Origin of the sequence: Pannonibacter carbonis (genome assembly GCF_003012935.1) — a bacterium.
In the GTDB taxonomy this organism is placed as follows: Bacteria; Pseudomonadota; Alphaproteobacteria; order Rhizobiales; family Stappiaceae; genus Pannonibacter; species Pannonibacter carbonis.
In genome coordinates, this window is record NZ_PUDR01000010.1 from 65,193 (window position 1) to 88,516 (window position 23,324).

Sequence of the window (23,324 nt, forward strand, 5' to 3'; positions counted from 1 at the left end):
TCAGGCCGCTTCCGGGCTGCGGGCCAGCAGCGTGCGGGTGGCGCTTGCCACGTCCTCCTGCCGCATCAGGCTTTCGCCGATGAGGAAGGTGGAAATGCGCGCCGCTTGCATGCGGGCAAGGTCCGCAGGGGTGAACAGACCCGATTCGCCGACGATGATCCGGTCGTCCGGGATCATCGGCGCCAGGCGTTCGCTTGTCTCCAGCGACACCTCGAAGGTCTTCAGGTTGCGGTTGTTGATGCCCATCAGCGGCGAGGCAAGCTTCAGCGCGCGCTCCAGCTCCGCCTCGTCGTGGACTTCCAAAAGCACGTCCATGCCAAGGTCAAAGGCCGCGTCCTCGAGATCCTTCGCCTGCGCGTCATCGACGGCGGCGAGGATGATCAGGATGCAGTCGGCACCCCAGGCGCGGGCCTCGGCCACCTGATAGGTGTCGTAGAGAAAATCCTTGCGCAGCGCCGGCAGGGTCACGGCAGCCCGGGCAGCGGTGAGAAAGTCCGGGTGGCCCTGGAAGGAGGGCGTGTCGGTGAGCACCGAGAGACAGGCCGCGCCGCCGGCCTCATAGGCGCGGGCGAGGGCTGGGGGATCGAAGTCGGCACGGATCAGGCCTTTCGACGGGCTTGCCTTCTTGATCTCGGCGATCAGGGCATAGTCGCCTGCCGCATGTTTCGCCCGGATTGCATTGGCAAAGCCGCGTGGCGCCGACTGGGCCTTTGCCGCCATTAGAACATCGCTCAAAGGGCGGACAGCCTTGGCGGCGGCGATTTCCTCGCGCTTGTAGGCTTCGATGCGGGTCAGAATATCGGCCATGGGATCTTATCCGTTGGAGACGGCAACGAGCCGCTCAAGCCGGTCGAGCGCGTCGCCGCTGTCGAGCGAGCGGGCGGCCAGCGCCACGCCTTCGGGCAGGGTCGCGACCTTGCCGGCAACGATCAGCGAGGCGGCGGCGTTGATGAGCACCACATCGCGGTAGGGGTTTCTGGCCCCGGCGAGCACGGCGCGAAGCGCTGCCGCGTTTTCCTCCGGCGTGCCACCCTTGAGGTCCTCGAAGCGGGCGGTCGGCAGGCCGGCATCGGCCGGGGAGATGGTGAAGGTCCGGACCACGCCGTCCTTCAGCTCGGCCACCTCAGTCGGGCCCGTCGTGGTGATCTCGTCCATGCCGTCGGAACCATGCACGATCCAGACATGCTCGGAGCCGAGGTTTTTTAGCACATGGGCTATCGGCTCGACCCAGCGGCCGTCGAAGACCCCCGTCATCTGGCGCTTCACGCCAGCCGGATTGGAGAGGGGGCCGAGCAGGTTGAAAATGGTGCGCGTGCCCAGCTCGATGCGGGTCGGCCCCACATGCTTCATGGCTGCATGGTGCAGCGGGGCGAACATGAAGCCGATGCCGGCCTCCGCGACGCAGGCCGAGATCCGCTCCGGGCCTATATCGATGTTGACGCCGAGCTGGGCGAGGGCTTCCGACGAGCCGGACTTGGAGGAGAGCGAGCGGTTGCCGTGCTTGGCCACTTTCACGCCGCAGCCGGCGACGACGAGCGCGGCGCAGGTGGAGATGTTGTAGCTGCCGGTGGCATCGCCGCCGGTGCCGACGATGTCGATGGCATCGTCTGGAGCCGCGACCGGCAGCATGCGGGCGCGCATGGACGCGACCGCCCCGGTGACCTCGTCGATGGTCTCACCGCGCATCCTGAGGCCCATCAGGAACCCGCCGAGCTGCGACGGCGTGGCCTCGCCCGACAAAATGATGTCGAAGGCAGCGCGGGCGTCCTCGCGGGAAAGCGGCTCCCCGTCGGCGATCCTGGCGATATAGGCCTTGAAGTTGCTCATGGGTTGTCTCTTCGCGGGGGAGGGGCGCGCGCTGCCGTTACAAGGCGGCTACTGGGTCCGGCTGGTTCCGATGATCTGGGCGATCCCGGCCTGGTTGATCTCGACGCCCTTGTCCTTCTCGACCTGCGAGATCAGCTGGTTCAGCAGCGAATCCTGCAGCTGGCGCGTGATCTGCTCGTCGATCGGCTTGATTTCCTCGGCTTCAAGGAAGAAGGCCGGGGTTGCAATGCTGTCGACGACGAGAACCACCCGGTTGCCAGCGGTTCCGGCAGCTTCCACCACGGTGCCAACGGGGCCGGTAAAGGCCTCATTCGCGGTGGTCGCAGGAAGGTCTGCGGTGGCAAGGTTGCGCTTCAGGGCCGGATCCGTCTTGATTTCGAGACCGAGTTCCGTGGCAACCGCCTCCAGTGTCTCGCCCTTGCGCAGACGCTCTGCGGTAGCCAGGGCCAGGTCCGCGAGCTTCTTCTCGCGTTCGGCTGCAAGCCACGCCGTCACGACGGCGGGACGCACTTCCGACAGGTCCCGGTCGCGGGCAGGGGTCACGCTGGCCACCTCGAACCACAGATAGCCGCGCTGGCCGGAAGCCAGTACGTCGTTTTCCACGCCGACATCGCTGTCGAAGGCCTTGGCGAGCAGGTCGCCGGTGCCGGGGAGGGTGACGGCATTGCCGTTTGCGTCCTTGCCGGTGCTGTCGACAGCGGCAATCGTGAGCGGCGAAAGATTGAAGCGGGTCCCGATCTCCGCGAGCGTCGTACCGCCGGCACGGGCATCCTCGATCTCGTCATGCAGGTCCATGACATCTTTTTCTGCGGCAGCGAGTGCCAGCGATGCCTTGATCTCGTCCCGAACGTCCTCGAACGGCCGGGTCGCCGCCGGCGATATCTCGGCGACCTCAAGAATCACTGTGCTGAAACGTCCCTTGACCGGCTGCGCAACGATACCCTGGGCGGCGGAGAAAGCCGCCTCTGCAATGGCCGGATCGAGGAACTTGTCCCGCGCGAGCAGGCCGAGGTCAACATCGGTTTCTTTGAGATTGCGCGCCGCCATCAGGTCGGCAAACGTCTTTCCGGCAGCCATATCCGCCGCCGCCGCTTCCGCTTCAGCCGGATCGGTGAAGGGGATCTGCCGGACGCGCCGTCGCTCATCCGTGCGGTACCGGTTGATCGTGCGCTCATACTCGGTGCGCGCGGCCTCGTCCGTGATGGTCTCGGCCTTGGCCATGTTCTCGGGGGTCAATTCCAGAACCGTGAGGGCACGCAGTTCCGGAGCCCGGAAGTCAGTCTTGCGTTCGTCATAGAACGCGGTGAGGGCGGCCTCATCCGGATCCGCCAGAACGCCGACGCTCTGCGGCGTCAGAACGAGATAGCGCGCGCTACGGCTTTCATTCTGATAGGCGTTGACCGCTTCAAGCATCGTCTTCGGCGCGCTCATGCCACCGGAAATGCCCTCTGCGATCTGCATGCGCTGGAACGTGAGCTGTTGGTCAGTCACGAACTGCTCCTCGCGGATGCCGTTGCTGCGCAGCAGTTCCAGCAGCAGGTTGCGGTCGTATTTGCCGCCGCGCTGAAAGGCCGGGTTGGCCTGGATCGCCTTGGCCAGTTCCTCTTTCGAGAGGCCGATGTTCATGGCCCTGGCTTCGTCATTCATCGCAGCATCGGCGATGAGGCGTGCCAGCACCTGTTGCGGGATGCCGAACTGCGCGCCTTCGGTCGTCGACAGCGGACGTCCGATCTGGCGGCCAATCCGGTCGAGCTCCTGGCGATAGCTTCGCTCGAAGTCGATCAGGGATACTTCGGCATCGCCGACCTTGGCAGCGGTCGTCGTCTGGAAGCCACGGAAGACGTCCGCAATGCCCCAGGCTGCAAAGCTGAGGACGAGGAGGACGAGGAAAATCTTGGCAACCCAGGTGCCGGCGCCCTTGCGCAGCGCGTCGAGCATGTTGTCTCCACTGGTCAATATGCATGCGGCCTGGCGTTGCCGCCGGGCGATTTCCCCTGCATAGCCCGTTGCAGGGCAGCGGACAATAGGGGCAAGGGACAAGCTGTCACCGCTGCAGCTCTTGCGCTTTCTCCCGCACCCCGCTAGCCAAGACGGCAAAGCAGCTTGACTTGCCCCAGTTGGCAGACCGGAGGAGCGCAATATGACCGCAGCAAACCCACATCCGATCCGTCCGCTCGTCGCCGGAAACTGGAAGATGAACGGCCTGAACGCCAACCGCGCCGAGTTCAAGGCGCTTGCTGCAGCGCTTTATCCCTCGTTGACCCAGAAGGTCGATGTCATGATCTGCCCCCCGGCAACGCTGCTGGCGCCTCTGGTGGCTGATGCGGCATCGACAAAGATCGCCATGGGTGGCCAGGACTGCCATGCCAATGCCAAGGGCGCCCACACCGGTGATATTTCGGCTGAAATGCTGAAGGATGCCGGAGCCACAGCGGTGATCGTCGGCCATTCGGAGCGGCGGGCTGATCATGGCGAGAGTGATGCTGCGGTTCGCGCAAAGGCGGAAGCCGCCTGGCGCGCCGGCCTCATTGCAATCATCTGTGTCGGTGAGACCGAAGCGGAACGCAAGGCGGGCAAGACGATTGAGATCGTCGCCGGCCAGATTGCCGGGTCCATTCCCGATGGCGCGACGGCGGCCAACACGGTCATCGCTTATGAACCGGTCTGGGCCATCGGCTCGGGTCTGACGCCGACCATCGATGATGTTGCAGAGGTTCACGGCGACTTGCGGGCCCGGCTTGGTGCCCGCTTTGGCGCGGAAGGAGCCGCGATGCGGCTTCTCTACGGTGGCTCTGTGAAGCCGGCTAATGCCGCCGAGTTGATGGCTGTTCCCAATGTCAACGGCGCGCTTGTTGGCGGCGCCAGCCTGAAAGCGGCGGATTTCCTCGGCATTATTGCAGCCTATCGCTGATCCGTGAGCGGAGGGCTGCTTTGCCACAGGCGCAGGGCAGCTCTTTTGCATCAAGGGTGGAAAGCCAGACACGAGTGGTGTAGAAGGCGCCAATCGTACAACAGAGTTTCGGTCCCAAATGGAAACGGTGGTCATCGTCATTCATCTGATGGTCGTGCTGGCCCTGGTGCTGGTCGTCCTTCTGCAGCGCTCCGAAGGCGGCGCGCTTGGCATGGGCGGCGGCGGTGGCGGCGGCTTCATGACCGCACGTGGCACGGCCAATGTGCTGACCCGCGCGACCTCGCTGCTCGCCGTGGCCTTCTTCGTCACGTCCATCTCGCTTACCCTCATCGCCAAGATGAATGACAGCCCGGCCTCGGTGCTCGACAGCCTGCCGACCTCGCAGTCCCCTGCGGCGCCGCTGGGCGGCGATGCGCCGGCTACGGGCGGTGGCGTTCTGGATGCGCTGAAGCAGCAGAGCCCGCAACCGACCGGTCCGCAGGTTCCGGCGGCGCAGTAATGCGCCCCGGCCCAGCCGGCTCATCAGTCTGAATTTGCCCTGCGGCACCAATCGCAGGGCATTTTTATTGTGTCTAACCGCAAGACCCGTGTGGCCGACCCGGCCCAGGTCCCGTTAAGGTGTTGCTCCATGGCGCGATACATTTTCATCACTGGCGGCGTGGTTTCCTCCCTCGGCAAAGGCCTTGCCTCGGCAGCCCTCGGCGCACTCCTGCAGGCGCGCGGTTATTCCGTCCGCCTTCGCAAGCTCGATCCCTATCTCAATGTCGATCCGGGCACGATGAGCCCCTATCAGCATGGCGAGTGCTTCGTCACCGACGACGGCGCTGAAGCCGACCTTGATCTGGGCCACTACGAGCGCTTCACCGGCCGTCCGGCGACCAAGCAGGACAACATCACCACCGGCCGCATCTATCAGGACATCATCGCCAAGGAGCGCCGCGGCGACTATCTCGGCGGCACGGTGCAGGTGATTCCCCATGTGACGGATGCCATCAAGGCCTTCGTTCTGGACGGCAACGAGGACGTCGACTTCGTGCTGGTCGAGATCGGCGGCACGGTTGGCGACATCGAGGGGCTGCCGTTCTTCGAGGCGATTCGTCAGCTCGGCAACGACCTGCCGCGCGGCCAGGTGATCTACATCCATCTCACCCTGATGCCGTATATCCCGAGCGCCGGCGAGATGAAGACCAAGCCGACGCAGCACTCGGTCAAGGAACTGCGCTCCATCGGCATCCAGCCGGACATTCTCATGATCCGCTGCGACCGCAAGATTCCGGACACCGAACGGCGCAAGCTGTCGCTGTTCTGCAACGTGCGGGAAAGCGCGGTCATTCCGGCCTATGACGTCTCCTCGATCTATGACGTGCCGATCGCCTACCACAAGGAAGGCCTCGACGAGGAAGTGCTGAAGGCCTTCGGCATCACCGGAGCGCCGGCACCGAAGCTGGAAGGCTGGGAGGAAATTTCGCGCCGGATCGCCAATCCGGAAGGCGAGGTGACCATTGCCGTCGTCGGCAAGTACACGGTGCTGAAGGACGCCTACAAGTCGCTGATCGAGGCGCTGGTGCATGGCGGCATCGCCAACAACGTCAAGGTCAACCTCGAATGGATCGAATCGGAGACCTTCGAGAAGGAAGATCCAGGTCTCTATCTCGAGGGTGTCGCCGGTATCCTGGTTCCGGGTGGTTTCGGCGAGCGCGGTGCCGAAGGCAAGATCGCTGCGGCGCATTTCGCCCGCACGCGCAAGGTGCCGTATTTCGGCATCTGCTTCGGCATGCAGATGGCCGTCCTCGAAGCTGCCCGCAATCTCGCCGGTATTGCCAAGGCCAGTTCGACCGAGTTTGGCCCTTCGTCGGAGCCCGTCGTCGGCCTGATGACCGAGTGGGTGCGTGGCAACGAGACCGAGACACGGAACGAGGGCGACGACCTTGGCGGCACCATGCGCCTCGGTGCCTATCAGGCCGCGCTGAAGCCGGGCTCACGCATTGCCGAGATCTATGGCTCTACGACGATTTCGGAACGCCATCGTCACCGCTACGAGGTGAACATCGCTTATCGCCCGACGCTGGAGAACTGCGGCCTTAGCTTTGCCGGCACTTCTCCGGACGGCGTGCTGCCGGAGACGGTCGAGATCGCGGATCATCCGTGGTTCATCGGTGTGCAGTATCATCCGGAACTGAAGTCGCGTCCGTTCGAGCCGCATCCGCTGTTTGCGTCCTTCATTGGCGCCGCCGTCAAGCGCAGCCGGCTTGTCTAAGCCGGGCGGGGAGGGACGCATGATCCGGGGTCTCGATCATGTCGTTGTGGCCGTGCGTGATCTTGATCAGGCTGCGGCACATTATGAAGCACTGGGCTTTACCGTCACGCCGAAGGCCCGGCATCCCTGGGGCACCGAGAACCGTCTGGTCCAGCTCCAGGGGGCCTTCCTTGAGTTGCTGACGGTTCCCGCCGGTGTCGAACTCGCGGTTCCAGGTCAGGGGGTGTTTTCCTTCGGTGCGTTCAACCGGGACTTTCTCGCCCGCGGCGAGGGGGCTTCGATGCTGGTTCTGGACAGCGTCGATCCAGAGGCGGACCGGGCCGTCCTTGCCACTGCCGGGTTGAGCCTTTTCGAGCCCTTCGGGTTCGAGCGGACAGCGACAGCCCCGGACGGCAGTGCCCGCAAGGTCGGGTTCGATCTGACCTTTACCGCCGACCCGGATGCGCCGGGCATCGGTTTCTTCACCTGCCGCAACCGCTATCCGGAGAATTTCTGGAAGCCAGAGTACCAGGCGCATGCAAACGGCGCGGTGGATCTGGCGGAAGTGATTCTGGTGGCGCGGGATCCGGCCGATCATCATGTGTTCCTGGAGGCCTTCACAGGCGTGCGTGAATTGCGTTCGACCAGTCTGGGCATTGAATGCCGGACTGCGCGCGGCCTGATCACCATCCTGTCGCCGGTCGCCTTTGAAGGGCTGTACGGGATGAAGGTCGACGGGGCTGGCACCTTGCCCTGCATTGCCGCTGTGCGCCTGGCTGGGCCGTCAATCCGCACGCGCAAGGTCATTTCTGCGACCGACAATTTCGGCCTTGGCCTGATCCTCGACCCAACTTGAGAAGATCGGAGCCCGCAAGCCGGTGACGCAGCCGGTTTACGGGCTCTTCATGGCTTGCATGTCAGGGTATGGATCGTGGATAGCTTGTCCTGTCTGTCATTTTCTGGGTTGCGCCTTGCGCAACTTGGACATAAACACACCGCCAACGCAGAGCCTGGCTCTGCGGTCCCTTAAGTGGGAGCGAGTAGCTCAGTTGGTAGAGCAACTGACTTTTAATCAGTTGGTCCGGGGTTCGAGCCCCCGCTCGCTCACCATTCCCTTCCCTTTTTGACGACGACGCCCAGGCCAATCTGGTCTGGGCATTTGTGTGTTCTGGGCACGGACCGGGTAACCGGTATCTCTCGCTACCTGTTGGCCGAGGGAAGTCTTGTTGCAGACCAGAGCGCTGGCCGAAGGTCAGCTTGACGCCCTGCAGTGGCAACGCACAAGTCGGCCGCTTCTGCAACTTCGGGGAAAGACGGACATCAATTCCATTTCAAATCCGGTCGGATTGTGTACAGTTCGGCAAACTAGTGGGTCTTTGCTAGGAAATGTACCTAGATCGAGCTGCGGCGTGAGATACCGGACGTAAAGGAAGATGTGTCAGCTTCGGTAGACAGGCGTGGTGCCAATTGGCCGGGATGGCCGGCAGATGGGTTGAGGACATGCTGGACGCAACTGCAGATCATGCCGCCCTTGGCGCGGAGTTCGACTTCCTGAAGGGGCACATCGCAGCGACCATGACGCTGATCCATGCGCTGATCGATCAGGGCGCGGTGGACAGGGTCGCGCTGGACAGTTTTTTTGCCGGCTTCATGCACCAGCTGCCGCATAATCGCCAGACACTGGCTTTGCGCACCGTGCTGGAACAATGGCGCCAGGGCCTGCGCGACGGGCATGATGTGGCACAGCTGAACCGCCGTGTCTTTGAAGTCGTCAGGGGCGGTCTCAAGAACGACGCCTGACATAAGAGTTGTCTTTTCGACCTACCTCAATTCCTTGCTCGCTCGTCCGGGATGGCTTTCGCTTCACGGCGTGCCTGTGTTTGGTGCCGAACCTGTGACACGGCGGCACCTTTAGCTTTCACCGCAATGCCGGTAAAAGAGGTGGACCTTTTCTCGGCGACGTCGCCGATCCGCACGCACAGCCAGGGAATTCCAACACAATGATGCAGGACGTAACGCTCGTTGGAGCCGTCTTTGCCGGCCTTCTTTCCTTCGTCTCGCCCTGTGTCCTGCCGCTCGTGCCGCCGTATCTGGGCTATCTCGCCGGAACCAGTCTTGAGGAAGTGGCCGATGGCAGCGCTCCATCGGACGCCAGCCGCCGGGTGTTCCAGACGTCGCTTGCCTTTGTTGCGGGTTTTTCGACGGTGTTTGTGGCGCTGGGGGCAAGTGCCTCGCTGATCGGACAGGCGGTCTCGCAATATGTCGGTATCCTCAGCACCATTGCGGGCATCGTAATCATCGTTATGGGGCTGCATTTCCTCGGCGTGTTCCGCATTGCCTTGCTGTACCGGGAGGCGCGGGTGCAGGTGGAGCGCAAGCCGGCCGGGTTGCCGGGAGCCTATGTGCTCGGCCTTGCCTTTGCCTTTGGCTGGACGCCCTGCATCGGGCCGATCTTAGCGGCAATCCTGTTTGTTGCGGGGGCCGAGGATACGGCTGCGCAAGGGGCATTGCTGCTGTCCGCCTATGCCCTTGGCTTGGGCATTCCGTTTCTCGGAGCAGCGCTGTTTGCCGGACCGTTCCTCCGCTTCATGACGCGGTTCCGCCGGCATATCAGCCGAGTGGAACAGGCAATGGGCGTGGTGATGATCCTGACCGGGATCCTGTTTCTCGGGGGCTGGATGCAGCAGGCCTCATTCTGGCTCCTCGATACATTCCCGGTGTTTAGCCAGATCGGCTGAGCCTACTGGTCGTCCAGCGGCTCACCAACGAAGAAGGTCGGCTTGCAGCCCGTGCTGCCATCTTCACTGAGGCGAAGACAGGCAACGGCAGCCAGCGCGGCATTGGCAAAAGGGCCGGCCAGAAGCCGCACGCCGTCTGCGCCCTCGACCGGGGCCGTCAACGCCCGCAGGTCAGCCATCCGGTCCTGATGCACATCACGGAAACCGGTCCAGGCGGCGTCAGCCTCGGCGCGGCTGACGTAGCGCCCGATCTCGATGGCAAAATCGCTGCGGCCAATCGCCGTGCTGGAGCCAAGGGTTCGACCGGACGGGTTGGCTGGGCGAATGATCATGGCAGCGGCCAGATCGCGGGTGAGCGCCTGGGGGCTAGATTCGGTCTGCGGAATGGATCCCGTCGCTACAGGTTCGGCCGCGCCGGATTTCGGCAGATCAACGATCCGGACCGGTGTTGCCGGTGTGCGGGCGACTTTGACAGGCTCCGCTGTCATCGCCTCAGGGTTGCCGCGGTCGTGCACAGCGACAACCGGAGGCTCGATACCGGCGCGTGTCTCGGGCGCCGGCATGGTTTCGACCGGAACTGGCCGCGGAGCAGGGACAGCGCTGACCTTCTTCTCCGGCTTGGGTGTATCGACCGCCTTTGCGTCAGGTTGGGACTGGGGGACAGCAGGGCGCGGTGTGCGTTCGACCTCTGCCGGGACGGTCGCTCCCAACTTTTCCAGTGCTGCGATCCGGTCGGATTGGGCCCTGTTCTGTTCCGCGAGCATCTCGGAGCGGCGGCGCAGGGCAACAAGTTCTCGCCGCAGCGTGTCCACCTGTGCTTCCATCAACCGCATGGCCTCGGCATTGGCCATGCCGCCGGCGGAGGGCAACACGCCCATGGTCACGGTCTCGTCGTCAGCCACGATGCTGCCAGTCGGGCCGACACGGTCGGCTCCTCCCGACGGAAGCGGCAATCCGGCGAAGGTGCGGCTGTTGCGCTCGATATCCGGCGTTGGAGCAAAGTGGACGGCTGACACCCCCACGACACCAAACAACACGGCCGCAAAGGACCAGCCGGCCAGAAGATAGCGCGACCGGAGCAAGGATGCTCCGGCCTCCGGCATCTCGGCGTCCTTCTGACGGCTGCGCACGGCGGTTGTGTCCTGCCCTGAAACGAATCTGGTATCGCGACGCTGTCATCACAGCGCAAATATGGTTAACGAACAAGAAACCCGAACTGACGCATGGATGTGTAGGCTATTGACCTGTGGATCTCCGCGTGAAACCCCTCTTGCGTGCCGGCGCGCGGATCGAAACAGTGCCGGCCTGAACAGACGCCGTGCGGGCTATGTCCCGGACATGGCGCAAGCGCCGACCGAGTGAAGAGGTTAAGCTGATGTCCGATCGTACCCTGCAGGCAATCGTTCTGGCCGCCGGGCTTGGCACACGGATGCGGTCCGCCGCCCCGAAGGTCATGCATGAGATCGGCAATCTGCCAATGGTCGGGCATGTGCTGAAGCGCGTGCAGCGCTACGATGGGGCAGGGATCGCCGTTGTCGTCGGGCCGCAGATGCCGGAGCTGGTCAAGCTGGTCGGCAAGCTGGCTCCGGGAGCGAGCTGCCATGAGCAGGTCGACCGCCTTGGCACCGCCCATGCCGTGCTGGCTGCACGCGATGTTCTCAAGGAACCGAAGGACGACGTGCTTGTCCTCTTCGGCGATACGCCACTCGTCAGCAACGCCGCAGTTGACCGGGTCCGCGACGGACTGGCTTCTGGGGCTGATGTGGTCGTGCTGGGGTTCGAGGCCGTCAATCCGTTCGGCTACGGCCGTCTGGTGATGAAGGGCGACGCGCTCCTCGCCATTCGCGAGGAGAAGGACGCGACCGAGGCTGAGCGGGCGATCACCTTCTGCAATTCCGGCATCATGGGCTTTCGCGGCGCCATCGCGCTTGAGCTGATCTCGGCCATCGGCAACACCAATGCCAAGGGCGAATATTACCTCACGGACGCGGCCGAACTTGCCAATGCGCGCGGGCTCAAGGTCATCGCCGTTTCGGCCAGCGAGAACGATGTGCGCGGCATCAATAATCGCGCGCAACTGTCTGAATGTGAAGCAATTTTCCAGAAGCGGATGCGGCAGGACGTCATGCTGTCCGGAGTGACGCTGCAGGCACCGGAGACCGTGTTCTTTTCGCATGACACGGTACTGGGCGTTGATGTCACGGTTGAGCCGAATGTGGTGTTCGGGCCGGGTGTCACGGTCGAGGCAGGGGCGCGGATCCGGGCCTTCAGCCATCTGGAGGGGGCCTATGTGGGGGCCGGATCGCTTATCGGTCCCTATGCGCGCCTGCGTCCCGGCGCAGACCTTGCCGCCGACACGCATGTGGGCAATTTCGTCGAGATCAAGAACGCCAAGGTCGGGGCAGGGGCCAAGGTCAATCACCTCAGCTACATTGGCGATGCCAGCATTGGCGCGCGCTCCAACATCGGCGCGGGCACCATCACCTGCAATTATGACGGCTACGGCAAGTACAAGACCGAGATCGGCGAGGGCTGTTTCATCGGCTCCAACAGCACACTGGTGGCGCCGATCCAGATTGGCGATGGCGCCTATATCGCGGCTGGCAGCACGGTCACTGAAGCCGTGCCGGTGGATGCGCTGGCCATCGGCCGGGCACATCAGTCGGTGAAGCCCGAGCGCGCCAAGGAATTGCGGGCGCGGTTCGCGGCGCGCAAGGCGGAAAAGTCGTGACCGGGCATTTCCCTGTCACGGTCTGAAACAAGGTTTTATTTCAATCCGCCAGCCTGCGTCGTCTAAGGGAGGCAGGCGAGTTTCATTACAAGGGATGGATGGAGATGTGCGGCATCATCGGGATTGTCGGGAAGTCGGGCGTTGCGCCGCAGCTTGTGGACGCGCTGAAGCGCCTTGAGTACCGCGGCTATGATTCCGCCGGTGTCGCCACCCTGGAGGCAGGCGTCCTCACCCGGCGCCGGGCCAGCGGCAAGCTGCGCAACCTCGAAGCGGTCCTGGATGGTAGCCCGCTCAGTGGGGCCATTGGCATCGGACACACCCGCTGGGCCACCCATGGCGCGCCGACGGTCACCAACGCCCATCCGCACCAGAGTGGCCGCGTCTGCGTCGTTCACAACGGCATCATCGAGAACTATCTCGCCCTGCGCGCCGAGGCCGTTGCGGCAGGCCTGTCCCCGGTGACCGATACGGACACGGAAGTGGTCGCGCTCCTGACCGACCTTGAACTGCGCTCCGGCAAGAGCCCGGCGGACGCGGTTGCCGCTGTTCTGCCGCGCCTCAAGGGCGCGTTCTCGCTGGTGTTCCTGTTCGAGGGCGAGGACGATCTGCTGATCGGTGCCCGCAAGGGCTCGCCGCTTGCCGTCGGTCACGGCGAGGGCGAAATGTTCCTCGGCTCCGATGCCATTGCCCTGTCCCCCTTCACTGACCGGATCACCTATCTCGAGGAAGGCGACTGGGCCGTCATCAGCCGCAAGGGCTGCAGCATCCGCGACAGCGCGAACCGCGAAGTCGTCCGGCCGGAAAGCCGCTCCAGCGTCGGCGCGGCCATGATGGACAAGGGAAACTACCGCCATTACATGGCCAAGGAGATCCACGAGCAGCCGGAGGTCATTGGCCACACGCTGTCGCGCTATCTGGATCTGGCCAACCACCGCGCCAAGCTGCCGGAAGGCGCGAGCGCTGATTTCTCCAAGCTGACGCGCCTTGTCATGTCGGCCTGCGGCACGGCCTATTACGCCGGTCTCGTTGGCAAATACTGGTTCGAGAAATACGCGCGCCTGCCGGTCGAGATCGATGTCGCGTCCGAGTTTCGTTACCGCGAACTACCCGTCAATGCGGGCGAGATGGCGCTGTTCATCTCGCAGTCCGGCGAGACGGCCGACACGCTGGCCTCGCTGCGCTACTGCAAGGCGCAGGGCCTGACGATTGGCGCCGTCGTCAACGTCCCGGAATCGACCATCGCCCGGGAATCCGACGTGGTGTTCCAGACCATCGCCGGTCCGGAAATCGGCGTTGCCTCCACCAAGGCCTTCACCTGCCAGCTGGCGGTGCTGGCCTCTCTCGCCATTCTGGCCGGTCGCCAGCGCGGCGTCCTGTCCGAAGCCCAGGAAGCAGAACTGGTCAAGGCGCTGGCCGAGGCGCCGGGTCTTGCCCTGACCGCGCTAGCGCTTGAGCCGCGCATCGAGAAGCTCGCCCCCAGCCTGTCGCGGGCCTCGGATGTGCTCTATCTCGGCCGCAGCACCAATTACCCGCTTGCCCTGGAAGGCGCGCTGAAGCTCAAGGAACTGTCCTACATCCACGCCGAAGGCTATGCAGCCGGAGAGCTGAAGCATGGACCGATCGCGCTGATCGACGAGAACCTGCCGGTGATCGTCATCGCGCCGCATGACAGCGTCTACGAGAAGACCGTGTCGAACATGCAGGAAGTGGCTGCGCGCGGCGGGCGCATCCTCTTGATCACCGACGCGCAGGGCGCCGAGGCCTCAGGTCTCACCGACAAGGACCGGGTGATCATGCCGGCCGTTGCCGATATCGTCGCGCCGATCGTCTATTCGATCCCGATCCAGATGATTGCCTATCACACGGCCGTCTTCATGGGCACGGATGTGGACCAGCCGCGCAACCTCGCCAAGTCGGTGACCGTGGAATGAGCCTGATCTTCGAGACCGTCATCGATACGTTCACCGAAGGCGACCGGCACCGGGTCGTGCGCCTTTGGACCGACTGCGGCCTGACGCGGCCCTGGAACGATCCGGACAAGGACATTGACCGCAAGATGGCCGACAGCCCCTGGGGCTTTCTTGTGCTGCGCCAGGGCAATGGCATCATCGGATCCGCCATGCTGGGCTATGACGGTCATCGCGGCTCGCTGTACTATCTCTGCGTTCACCCGGACCATCAGGGGCAAGGCCACGCCCGCCGCCTGATGGATCATTGTGAAGCACTGCTGCTCGCCCGTGGCTGCCCCAAACTCAACCTGCTGGTTCGCAGTTCCAACCTTCCGGTGAAGGCGTTCTACGACCGTATCGGCTATGCGCAGGACGACGTGATCTCGCTTGGCAAACGGCTCATCCCGGACACGTAAGCGCGCGCCTGGTCGGGCCGAAATCGAGCGTAAATCTGATCAGGCCTGCGGCCGCGATGGCCGCGTCAGGACATAGGCGGCGCATCCGATCATGATGCCTGCCACGATCAGCGCAAGTACAAGCCCGGCCCCGCTTGTGGCCAGAAACACCCCATATCCAACTGCCATGCCACCGAGGGCGAGAGCCTTGGCGCGCGGCGGGATCACGCCGTGATCGCGCCAGGCGATCACCTGCGGCCCGACCACAGGATGGGCAAGGATCCGGGCTTCGAGCTCCGGCGAGGAGCGGGCGAACATGGCGGCGGCGAGGATGAAGAAAATCGTCGAGGGGAGCAGCGGCAGCACTGCACCGACAAGGCCGGTGGCGACAAAGGCCAGGCCCGCGAGCTTGTAGGCGGTCCGTCGCACGTGCTGGGCTCCACTGGGCGGCGGGTCTGGGAGGGACGCCGCCGGTTCACACCGCTGCGATGCAGCGGTTTCCTGTTGGCATAGCCGATTTGCTCCGCGCTGTCCAAAGCGCCGCAGCCCCGGCGACAAATTGCATCATGGTGCGGAGGCCTGAAAGCTAATAAAGTACTTTAAGGGTGTCAATTTATTGTTCAAAATCAATTGTTTATATAAAATATCTAATGTAAAAAATCACCCTGCGCGAAGCAGGCGGATGGCCTCGTCGCGGCTGAAAAGGTAGAGCAGCGTCCGCAAGGCTGGACCACGCGGGCCCTTCAGTTCGGGGTCCATTTCCAAGATGAGCCTTGCGTCGTCGCGGGCGATTTCCATCAGGTCGGTGCGGGCATCGCCGCGTGCCAGACGGAACCCGGGGGCGCCGGACTGGCGCGTGCCGAGGATTTCTCCCTCGCCGCGCAGGCGCAGGTCTTCCTCGGCGATGACGAAGCCGTCGTTGGTCTCGCGCATCACGGCAAGGCGCGCCGCCGAGGTCTCGCCCAACGGTCCCTTGTAGAGCAGCACGCAGGAGGACGGCTTGTCGCCGCGCCCGACCCGGCCGCGCAGCTGATGCAGCTGGGCAAGGCCAAACCGCTCGGCGTGCTCGATGACGATGATCGTGGCATCGGGCACATCAACGCCAACTTCGATGACAGTGGTGGCCACCAGCACCCGGGCATGGCCCTCCTTGAAGGCCATCATTGCCGTGTCCTTGTCCTCGCCGCTCATCCGGCCGTGAACGAGGGCGACCGGAACCTTCAGCTCCTGGGACAGGTGACGATGCCGGTCCTCGACGGCGGCAAGGTCGATCTTCTCGCTCTCCTCGACAAGCGGGCAGACCCAGTAGACCTTCTGGCCTTCGGCAACCGCGGCCTTGATGCGGGAGACCATCTCGCCCATCCGGTCGAGCGACACCGAGACCGTGGTGATCGGCTTGCGCCCCTTCGGCTTGTCGGTCAGGCGGGAGACGTCCATGTCGCCGAAATAGGTCAGCACCAGCGTGCGCGGGATCGGAGTTGCGGTCATCACCAGCACGTCGACGCCCTTGCCCTTGGAGGACAGCGCCAGGCGCTGATGCACGCCGAAGCGGTGCTGCTCGTCGACCACGGCAATGCCAAGATTCGCGAACTCGACCGCGCCCTGGAACAGGGCGTGGGTGCCGACGGCAAGGTCGATTTCGCCGTTCGACAGCGCTGCCTGGGTCTCGCGCCGCTGCTTCGGCGTGTCCCGTCCGGTCAGGAGCGCAATCCGGATGCCGGCAGCCTCGCACAGTGGCGCCATCGAGGCAAAATGCTGGCGCGCGAGAATTTCGGTCGGTGCCATCATTGCCGCCTGTGCGCCGGACTCGATCACGGCGGCCATGGCGAGCAGGCCGACGATGGTCTTGCCCGCGCCGACGTCTCCCTGCAGCAGGCGAAGCATGCGCTGCGGGCTGCGCAGATCGGCCTCGATTTCTGCGACTGCCTGGGCCTGGCCGCCGGTCAGCTGATAGGGCAGGGCCGCAAGGATCCGGGCCTTCAGCTCACCGGTCGTCACGCGCGGTTCGCCATCCAGCTTGCGCATGGTCGCGCGGACAAGCGCGAGCGCCAGCTGGTTGGCGAGATACTCGTCATAGGCAAGGCGCGACAGGGCCGGGGAGGCGGGATCAAGATCGCGCGCGCCTTCCGGCCGGTGCACGCGCTTCAGAGCTTCATCGAAATCGGGCCAGGATTGGCGGGCGCGGAACTCCGGATCGAGCCAGTCCGGAAACACCGGCAGACGATCCAGCGCGCCGGCGATGCCTTTCAGCAAGGTGCGCTGCGCAAGCCCTGCGGTCATCGGATAGACCGGCTCGATGGCCGGCATGGTCTCGGCTTCTTCCGGCGTCAGCACATAGTCTGGATGGACCATCTGCGGCCGCTCGGAGAACCATTCGACCTTGCCGGAAATGATCCGCCGGCCGCCCACGGGCAACACCTTTTCCAGCCAGTCCTGCCGCGGATGGAAGAACACCAGCGCAATGCTCCCGGTCGCATCCGCGGCAATCACCTTGTAAGGCGCCCGGCTGCCACGCGGGGTGGGCATGTGGCGTTCGACACGCACGTCCAGGGTTACCGTGTCGCCGTTCTCGGAATAGGCAATCCCCGGACGGCGGCTGCGGTCGATGACGGCATGGGGCAGGTGAAAGGCAAGGTCCAGCACGGTGGCCTCCCGTCCCGGCGCTGTCCCCAGCAGCGTTTCCAGCAGCTTGGCGATCTTCGGCCCGATGCCGGGCAGCACCGAGACAGGAGCAAACAGGGGATCGAGCAGGGACGGGCGCATGGGCGAGGATCTGTCTTCAGTCGGTCGCGATGGGTCAGACCAGCGTTCTGCACCCTTTACCGCAGCCTTGCAACGCGGGAAGGTCAGTCCGGTCCACCCGGCCAAGCCGTACCTCCGGCAATCAGTCAAGTGTTCGGGACTGACTTCTCGTTGGCGCGGCGCTATAAGCCCTCAGACATTCTCCGCTCCGGCATGCAACCCGCATCCGGCACCCGCTCGATTCGTCAGGATCCGCCATGACCGACAGCTCCAACGCTCCCGCCGATCCCTCCGGCGATGGTGAACTCGACACCCGCCGCAAGCGCATCCTGTTCCGCACCTTGCATCGGGGCATGAAGGAAATGGACATGCTGCTCGGCGGCTTCACCAAGGCCGAGATCGCGCGGCTGAGCGAGGCGGAGCTGGACGAGCTGGAAGAGATCATTCCGATCAACGATCAGGATCTCTACGCCTGGATCACGGGCCGCAAGCCGCTGCCGGAGGAATGGAACCGGCCGCTGTTCCGCAAGATGCTGGCCTTCCACAACATCACTCTGCGCTGATCCAGTCAAAACCGCCCGGGAACCCAAGCCGTGTTCGAGACGCTCTTCCGCGACCGTGCCAACATCACCCTTGCCAGCGTGCCGGACGGAGCCGAGGCACTGGCGCTCGCGCGCATCCTGGGGCAGGCACCGAAGGACGGGCTGGCTGCCGTCTTCGTCGCACGGGACGCTGGCCGGGCGCAGGGCGTCATCGAGGCGCTGAGCTATTTTGCGCCCGACGTCGAGGCGCTGTCCCTGCCGGCCTGGGACTGCCTTCCCTATGACCGCGTCTCGCCGAACCCGGCGATCAGCGCCCGCCGCCTCCTTGTGCTTGGGCAGCTGGCGCGGGGCATTCCTGCTGGGTCTGGCCAGAAGGTTCTGGTGACAACGGTCAACGCGGCGCTGCAGCGCCTGCCGGAACGGGCCTGGGTCGCCGCCCAGACCTTCTCCATGGCGCCTGGCAACCGCATCGACCTGACGAAGATTGCCGCCTGGCTGGAACTCAACGGCTTCTCGCGCACGCCAACGGTCCGAGAGACCGGTGAGTATGCTGTGCGCGGCGGCATCATCGATCTCTATGCCCCCGGCGCAGAAGATCCGGTCCGTCTGGACTTCTTTGGCGACACGCTGGAATCGATCCGCGCCTTCGATACCGAAAGCCAGCGCACGACCAAGCAGCTGAAGCGGCTGGAGCTGGTGCCGATGAGCGAGGTGGTGCTGAGCGAGGAGGCGATCTCGCGCTTCCGCCGCAACTATCTCGCCCGCTTCGGCGCGGCCCGGCGCGAGGATGTCCTGTATCAGTCTGTCAGCGACGGCCGCCGTTATGCCGGCATGGAGCACTGGCTGCCGCTGTTCCACGAACACCTCGAAACCCTGTTCGACTATATCGGCGACGCACCGGTGGTGCTTGATGCCATGTCGGGCGATGCCATCCGCGAGCGCCTCGACCAGATCACCGAGCACCACGCGGCCCGCAAGGACGCGCTTGAAAACGGCCACCTGGCCGGCGCGGTGCCCTACATGCCGGTGGAGCCGCAGGCGCTCTATCCGGTCGGGACGGAATGGACCGTCCGGCTTGCCGACAGTGCCAGCTGCCAGATCGATCCCTTCACGCCGCCGCCGGGGTCTGGCCGGACGGTGATCGACTTCGGCGGCCGTCAGGGCCGCAGCTTTGCCGCCGAGCGCGCGGCGGGCGATGTGAACATCTTCGACGCGCTGGTGAAACACGTCCGGGCGCTGCACAAGGACCAGCGCCGGGTGGTCATCGCCTGCTGGAGCGAGGGCTCGCGCGACCGTCTCGGCCAGATCCTCGGCGATCACGGGCTCGACCTGCCGATGCCGGCCGAACGGGTTGCTGATCTCGACGCCTTGCCGCCGCGCGCCACGGCGCTCAGCATTCTCGGCCTCGAGCAGGGCTTCGAGGTCGACCGGCTGGTTTTCATCTCCGAGCAGGACATCCTGGGCGACCGTCTGGTGCGCAAGGGCCGGCGCAAGGCCAAGGGCGCCAATGTCCTGACCGAGGCAACCAGCCTCTCGGAAGGCGACCTCGTCGTCCACGTCGATCACGGCATCGGCCGCTTCATCGGCCTCAAGACCATCGAGGCGCTCGGCGCGCCGCATGACTGCCTGGAGCTGCAGTATCAGGGCGGCGACAAGCTCTACCTGCCGGTCGAGAACATCGAGCTGCTGACGCGCTTCGGTTCGGAAGACACCGACGTCATGCTCGACAAGCTGGGCGGTGGGGCCTGGCAGGCGCGCAAGGCGCGCATGAAGAAGCGCATCCTCGAGATCGCCGACGGCCTGATCAAGACCGCCGCTGCCCGTGCGCTGAAGACCGCGCCGGTGGTCGAGGTGCCGGAAGGGGTCTACGATGAATTCTCGACCCGTTTCCCCTACGAGGAGACGGAAGACCAGCTGACCGCCATCGATGCGGTGTTCCAGGATCTGGCGGCCGGCCGGCCGATGGACCGGCTGGTCTGCGGCGACGTCGGTTTCGGTAAGACGGAAGTGGCGCTGCGCGCCGCTTTTGTTGCCGCCATGTCGGGGCGCCAGGTGGCCGTGGTGGTCCCGACAACGCTGCTGGCGCGCCAGCACTATCGCACCTTCGCCACCCGCTTCCATGGCCTGCCGATCAATGTTGCCCATGCCTCGCGCCTCGTCAGCCCGAAAGAGCTGTCGGCGGCCAAGAAGGGCGTCGAGGACGGTTCCGTCGATATCGTCGTCGGCACCCATGCCCTGCTGGGTGCCGGCGTCAAGTTCCGCGACCTTGGCCTGCTCATCATCGACGAGGAGCAGCATTTCGGCGTCAAGCACAAGGAACGGCTGAAGGAACTGAAGTCGGACGTGCATGTGCTGACCCTGTCGGCAACGCCGATCCCGCGCACCTTGCAGCAGGCATTGACGGGCCTGCGCGAACTGTCACTGATCGCCACGCCGCCGGTTGACCGGCTTGCCGTGCGCACTTTCGTCTCGCCCTTTGATCCGCTGGTCGTGCGTGAGGCCTTGCTGCGCGAGCATTATCGCGGTGGCCAGAGCTTCTATGTCTGCCCGCGCGTTTCGGATCTCGCCGAACAGGCAGAGTTCCTGGCCGCCAGCGTGCCGGAAGTGAAGGTGGCCACAGCCCACGGCCAGATGGCGCCGGGCCAGCTCGAGGACGTGATGAACGCCTTCTATGAGGGCAAATATGACGTGCTGCTGTCGACCACAATCGTCGAATCAGGTCTCGACATCCCGACCGCCAATACGCTGATCGTGCACCGGGCCGACGTGTTCGGCCTTGCCCAGATGTACCAGCTGCGCGGCCGCGTTGGCCGGTCAAAGACCCGGGCCTATGCGCTCTTCACCGTTCCGGCCAACAAGCCGATGACAGCAACCGCCGAACGGCGGCTCAAGGTGTTGCAGTCGCTCGAAAATCTGGGCGCCGGCTTCCAGCTCGCCAGCCACGACCTCGACATTCGCGGGGCCGGCAATCTGCTGGGCGAGGAACAGTCCGGCCATATCAAGGAAGTCGGCTACGAACTCTATCAGCAGATGCTGGAAGAGGCGGTTGCCCAGCTCAAGGATGGCGGCGACGAGATCGGCGAGGACCAGTGGTCGCCGCAGATCAATGTCGGCACGCCCGTGCTGATTCCCGAAAGCTATGTTCCGGACCTGCAGCTGCGCCTGTCGCTGTACCGCCGTCTGGCGGATCTGACGGAAGCCCAGGAGATCGATGCCTTCGGCGCGGAGATGATCGACCGGTTCGGCCCGCTGCCGGAAGAGGTCGGGCATCTCCTGAAGATCGTCTACATCAAGGGCCTCTGCCGCAAGGCGAATGTGGAAAAGGTCGATTCGGGGCCGAAGGGCATCGTCATCACGTTCCGGGGGCAGCAATTCGCCAATCCGGCGGGGCTTGTCGCCTATATCGCGGAGCAGGGCTCCCTCGCAAAGATCAGGCCGGACCAGAAGGTCGTGCTGTCGCGCGACTGGGACAAGGCGGACGACCGGCTCAAGGGCACGGCGACCATCATGACGAAACTGGCCCGTCTGGCGGCCCCCCTCAAGGCTGCCTGACGGACGCGCTTCGCCGAACCGGCACCTGATATTCAAGGCTTTTTCCCGCCGTGTTCATATCAGGTGAAAGGGTCTGTTAAGGCAGATCGGGCACAGTTGATCTCAAAGGCCCATTGTCCCGTGTAGGTCGTCCCGCGTGTCTGCTACCACCCGTCAGCGCAAGAAGTCAGTCCTTCGCCGTTTCATTATTCCGGTCGCGGCCAGCGCCGTGCTGGCCTATTTCGCCTATCATGCGGTGAATGGCGAATTCGGGATGGCTGGCCGCGAGCGGATCGAACATCAGGTTGCTGCGCTCGAAGCGGAACTGCGCGTGCTGACGGACGAGCGTGAACACATCGCCACCCGTGTCAGCCTGCTGCGTCCCGAGAGCCTTGATCCGGACATGGTGGACGAGCGGGCCCGGGCAAATCTCAATGTTGTTCATGTCAATGAACTTGCCATCCTGCGTCCGGCTGCAAGATGAAAAAGTAACCGAAAATCAGTTCATTTTGCCGAAATAACCATATATTAGTTTATTTCTTTTTTTTCATTTAATTCAATTAGTTATCCGATTTTCCTTCCCAACGCACCTCCTCTTGGATTGACAAGGATCGCGGGTTACCTTCCGCTTGCTTTCCTAGGGGAAACGTCACGCAGAGACGAGGGTCATGGCCGCAACGAACAAGTCTTCCGCCGGTACGCGCGCGAAAGGCGCCACCCGGTCCAGCGGCGCCGCCAATACGGCCGCGCCCGCCATCGCAGAGTTCTCCAAAGAGGACGAACTCCATGCCTATCGCGAAATGCTTCTGATCCGCCGCTTCGAGGAGAAGGCGGGACAGCTCTATGGCATGGGCCTCATCGGCGGTTTCTGCCACCTTTACATTGGTCAGGAAGCTGTCGTCGTCGGCATGCAGATGGCCAAGAAGGACGGTGACCAGATGATCACCGGCTATCGCGACCACGGCCACATGCTGGCCATGGACCTTGACCCAAAGGGCGTCATGGCCGAGCTGACCGGTCGCCGGGGCGGCCTGTCGAAGGGCAAGGGCGGCTCCATGCACATGTTCTCCAAGGAGAAGCACTTCTACGGCGGCCACGGCATCGTCGGCGCGCAGGTCGCGCTTGGCACCGGCATCGGCTTTGCCAACAAGTACACCGGCAACGGCAACGTCTCGATGGCCTTCTTCGGCGACGGCGCGTCCAACCAGGGCCAGGTCTACGAGAGCTTCAACATGGCCGAGCTGTGGAAGCTGCCGGTCATTTACGTGATCGAAAACAACAAGTACGGCATGGGCACCAGCGTCGAGCGCGCCTCCGCCATGACCGACCTGTCCCAGCGCGGCCTGTCCTTCGGCATCCCGGGCGAGCAGGTTGACGGCATGGACGTGCGCGCCGTGAAGGCAGCCTCCGACCGGGCGCTGGCCTGGTGCCGCGAAGGCAAGGGCCCGTACATCCTGGAAATGATCACCTATCGTTATCGTGGTCACTCCATGTCCGACCCGGCGAAGTATCGCTCCAAGGACGAAGTGCAGAAGATGCGCACCGAGCACGATCCGATCGAGCAGGTCCGCGCGCGTCTGATCGAGAATGGCTGGGCATCGGATGACGATCTCAAGACCATCGACCGCGATGTGCGTGCGATTGTCGCCGAGGCGGCCGAATTCGCCCAGAACGATCCGGAGCCGGATGTGTCCGAGCTCTACACCGACATTCTGCTCTAAG

19 protein-coding genes and 1 tRNA gene are annotated in these 23,324 nt (G+C 64.1%); 14 read left to right on the forward strand and 6 right to left on the reverse strand.

What is annotated here, in order from left to right; translation table 11 throughout:
* From trpC to C8348_RS14760, 3 genes are read right to left on the reverse strand one after another with little or no spacing between them, the layout of a single operon-like run.
* Positions 1 to 807, reverse strand: coding sequence for an indole-3-glycerol phosphate synthase TrpC (trpC, locus tag C8348_RS14750; protein WP_106754119.1), 807 nt, complete (start codon positions 805 to 807; stop codon positions 1 to 3).
* Between the two features lie 6 nt (positions 808 to 813).
* Positions 814 to 1,827 (reverse strand): anthranilate phosphoribosyltransferase, encoded by a 1,014-nt coding sequence (trpD, locus tag C8348_RS14755; RefSeq protein ID WP_106754120.1) that lies wholly within the window; start codon positions 1,825 to 1,827, stop codon positions 814 to 816.
* A 48-nt stretch (positions 1,828 to 1,875) separates the two neighbouring features.
* A complete protein-coding gene (locus C8348_RS14760) occupies positions 1,876 to 3,765 on the reverse strand; it encodes a peptidylprolyl isomerase (protein ID WP_106754121.1) in 1,890 nt (629 codons plus the stop codon).
* A gap of 202 nt (positions 3,766 to 3,967) precedes the next feature.
* On the opposite strand from C8348_RS14760, the gene tpiA reads away from it, so the two are divergent.
* From tpiA to C8348_RS14795, 7 genes are all read left to right on the forward strand, one after another.
* Entirely contained in the window at positions 3,968 to 4,738 is a 771-nt protein-coding gene (tpiA, locus tag C8348_RS14765) for a triose-phosphate isomerase (protein WP_106754122.1), read from the forward strand.
* Between the two features lie 118 nt (positions 4,739 to 4,856).
* A complete protein-coding gene (secG, locus tag C8348_RS14770; RefSeq protein ID WP_106754123.1) occupies positions 4,857 to 5,237 on the forward strand; it encodes a preprotein translocase subunit SecG in 381 nt (126 codons plus the stop codon).
* A gap of 129 nt (positions 5,238 to 5,366) precedes the next feature.
* Entirely contained in the window at positions 5,367 to 6,995 is a 1,629-nt protein-coding gene (locus tag C8348_RS14775) for a CTP synthase (protein ID WP_106754124.1), read from the forward strand.
* Positions 6,996 to 7,014: 19 nt separating this feature from the next.
* Entirely contained in the window at positions 7,015 to 7,830 is an 816-nt protein-coding gene (locus C8348_RS14780; RefSeq protein WP_106754125.1) for a VOC family protein, read from the forward strand.
* Between the two features lie 178 nt (positions 7,831 to 8,008).
* Positions 8,009 to 8,084 (forward strand) — tRNA-Lys (locus tag C8348_RS14785).
* 390 nt (positions 8,085 to 8,474) lie between these two features.
* Positions 8,475 to 8,774 (forward strand): hypothetical protein, encoded by a 300-nt coding sequence (locus tag C8348_RS14790; protein WP_106754249.1) that lies wholly within the window; start codon positions 8,475 to 8,477, stop codon positions 8,772 to 8,774.
* Positions 8,775 to 8,974: 200 nt separating this feature from the next.
* Positions 8,975 to 9,712: a cytochrome c biogenesis CcdA family protein gene (locus C8348_RS14795; RefSeq protein WP_106754126.1), complete on the forward strand. Its 738-nt coding sequence runs from the start codon at positions 8,975 to 8,977 to the stop codon at positions 9,710 to 9,712.
* A 2-nt stretch (positions 9,713 to 9,714) separates the two neighbouring features.
* Here C8348_RS14795 and C8348_RS14800 read toward each other — a convergent pair whose 3' ends face one another.
* Positions 9,715 to 10,842 (reverse strand): SPOR domain-containing protein, encoded by a 1,128-nt coding sequence (locus tag C8348_RS14800; RefSeq protein WP_106754127.1) that lies wholly within the window; start codon positions 10,840 to 10,842, stop codon positions 9,715 to 9,717.
* 245 nt (positions 10,843 to 11,087) lie between these two features.
* On the opposite strand from C8348_RS14800, the gene glmU reads away from it, so the two are divergent.
* From glmU to C8348_RS14815, 3 genes are all read left to right on the forward strand, one after another.
* The gene (gene glmU, locus C8348_RS14805; RefSeq protein ID WP_106754128.1) at positions 11,088 to 12,443 is read left to right on the forward strand and encodes a bifunctional UDP-N-acetylglucosamine diphosphorylase/glucosamine-1-phosphate N-acetyltransferase GlmU; all 1,356 of its coding nucleotides are present in this window, start codon (positions 11,088 to 11,090) and stop codon (positions 12,441 to 12,443) included.
* Positions 12,444 to 12,547: 104 nt separating this feature from the next.
* Complete coding sequence (glmS, locus tag C8348_RS14810) at positions 12,548 to 14,374, forward strand: glutamine--fructose-6-phosphate transaminase (isomerizing) (RefSeq protein WP_106754129.1); 1,827 nt, start codon at positions 12,548 to 12,550, stop codon at positions 14,372 to 14,374.
* Complete coding sequence (locus C8348_RS14815) at positions 14,371 to 14,808, forward strand: GNAT family acetyltransferase (RefSeq protein ID WP_106754130.1); 438 nt, start codon at positions 14,371 to 14,373, stop codon at positions 14,806 to 14,808. Before glmS ends, C8348_RS14815 begins: the two co-directional genes overlap by 4 nt.
* 39 nt (positions 14,809 to 14,847) lie before the next feature.
* On the opposite strand, the gene C8348_RS14820 is transcribed toward C8348_RS14815, so the two are convergent.
* A complete protein-coding gene (locus C8348_RS14820) occupies positions 14,848 to 15,216 on the reverse strand; it encodes a YbaN family protein (protein WP_106754131.1) in 369 nt (122 codons plus the stop codon).
* A 231-nt stretch (positions 15,217 to 15,447) separates the two neighbouring features.
* Complete coding sequence (gene recG, locus C8348_RS14825) at positions 15,448 to 17,550, reverse strand: ATP-dependent DNA helicase RecG (protein ID WP_106754132.1); 2,103 nt, start codon at positions 17,548 to 17,550, stop codon at positions 15,448 to 15,450.
* A 236-nt stretch (positions 17,551 to 17,786) separates the two neighbouring features.
* On the opposite strand from recG, the gene C8348_RS14830 reads away from it, so the two are divergent.
* From C8348_RS14830 to pdhA, 4 genes are all read left to right on the forward strand, one after another.
* Positions 17,787 to 18,092 carry an FAD assembly factor SdhE gene (locus tag C8348_RS14830; RefSeq protein WP_106754133.1) on the forward strand — a complete coding sequence of 102 codons (306 nt, stop codon included), beginning with the start codon at positions 17,787 to 17,789 and terminating at the stop codon, positions 18,090 to 18,092.
* Positions 18,093 to 18,122: 30 nt separating this feature from the next.
* Positions 18,123 to 21,623, forward strand: a complete 3,501-nt coding sequence (gene mfd, locus C8348_RS14835; RefSeq protein ID WP_106754134.1) for a transcription-repair coupling factor — start codon at positions 18,123 to 18,125, stop codon at positions 21,621 to 21,623.
* A gap of 136 nt (positions 21,624 to 21,759) precedes the next feature.
* Positions 21,760 to 22,086, forward strand: a complete 327-nt coding sequence (locus C8348_RS14840; protein ID WP_208983780.1) for an FtsB family cell division protein — start codon at positions 21,760 to 21,762, stop codon at positions 22,084 to 22,086.
* Between the two features lie 184 nt (positions 22,087 to 22,270).
* Positions 22,271 to 23,323, forward strand: a complete 1,053-nt coding sequence (pdhA, locus tag C8348_RS14845) for a pyruvate dehydrogenase (acetyl-transferring) E1 component subunit alpha (RefSeq protein WP_106754135.1) — start codon at positions 22,271 to 22,273, stop codon at positions 23,321 to 23,323.
* Position 23,324 lies beyond the last annotated feature (1 nt).

Coding starts and splice junctions, on each gene's coding strand:
- trpC (WP_106754119.1), bottom strand. CDS start 807: ATGGCCGATATTCTGACCCGCATCGAAGCCTACAAGCGCGAGGAAATC.
- trpD (WP_106754120.1), bottom strand. CDS start 1,827: ATGAGCAACTTCAAGGCCTATATCGCCAGGATCGCCGACGGGGAGCCG.
- C8348_RS14760 (WP_106754121.1), bottom strand. CDS start 3,765: ATGCTCGACGCGCTGCGCAAGGGCGCCGGCACCTGGGTTGCCAAGATT.
- tpiA (WP_106754122.1), top strand. CDS start 3,968: ATGACCGCAGCAAACCCACATCCGATCCGTCCGCTCGTCGCCGGAAAC.
- secG (WP_106754123.1), top strand. CDS start 4,857: ATGGAAACGGTGGTCATCGTCATTCATCTGATGGTCGTGCTGGCCCTG.
- C8348_RS14775 (WP_106754124.1), top strand. CDS start 5,367: ATGGCGCGATACATTTTCATCACTGGCGGCGTGGTTTCCTCCCTCGGC.
- C8348_RS14780 (WP_106754125.1), top strand. CDS start 7,015: ATGATCCGGGGTCTCGATCATGTCGTTGTGGCCGTGCGTGATCTTGAT.
- C8348_RS14790 (WP_106754249.1), top strand. CDS start 8,475: ATGCTGGACGCAACTGCAGATCATGCCGCCCTTGGCGCGGAGTTCGAC.
- C8348_RS14795 (WP_106754126.1), top strand. CDS start 8,975: ATGATGCAGGACGTAACGCTCGTTGGAGCCGTCTTTGCCGGCCTTCTT.
- glmU (WP_106754128.1), top strand. CDS start 11,088: ATGTCCGATCGTACCCTGCAGGCAATCGTTCTGGCCGCCGGGCTTGGC.
- glmS (WP_106754129.1), top strand. CDS start 12,548: ATGTGCGGCATCATCGGGATTGTCGGGAAGTCGGGCGTTGCGCCGCAG.
- C8348_RS14815 (WP_106754130.1), top strand. CDS start 14,371: ATGAGCCTGATCTTCGAGACCGTCATCGATACGTTCACCGAAGGCGAC.
- recG (WP_106754132.1), bottom strand. CDS start 17,550: ATGCGCCCGTCCCTGCTCGATCCCCTGTTTGCTCCTGTCTCGGTGCTG.
- C8348_RS14830 (WP_106754133.1), top strand. CDS start 17,787: ATGACCGACAGCTCCAACGCTCCCGCCGATCCCTCCGGCGATGGTGAA.
- pdhA (WP_106754135.1), top strand. CDS start 22,271: ATGGCCGCAACGAACAAGTCTTCCGCCGGTACGCGCGCGAAAGGCGCC.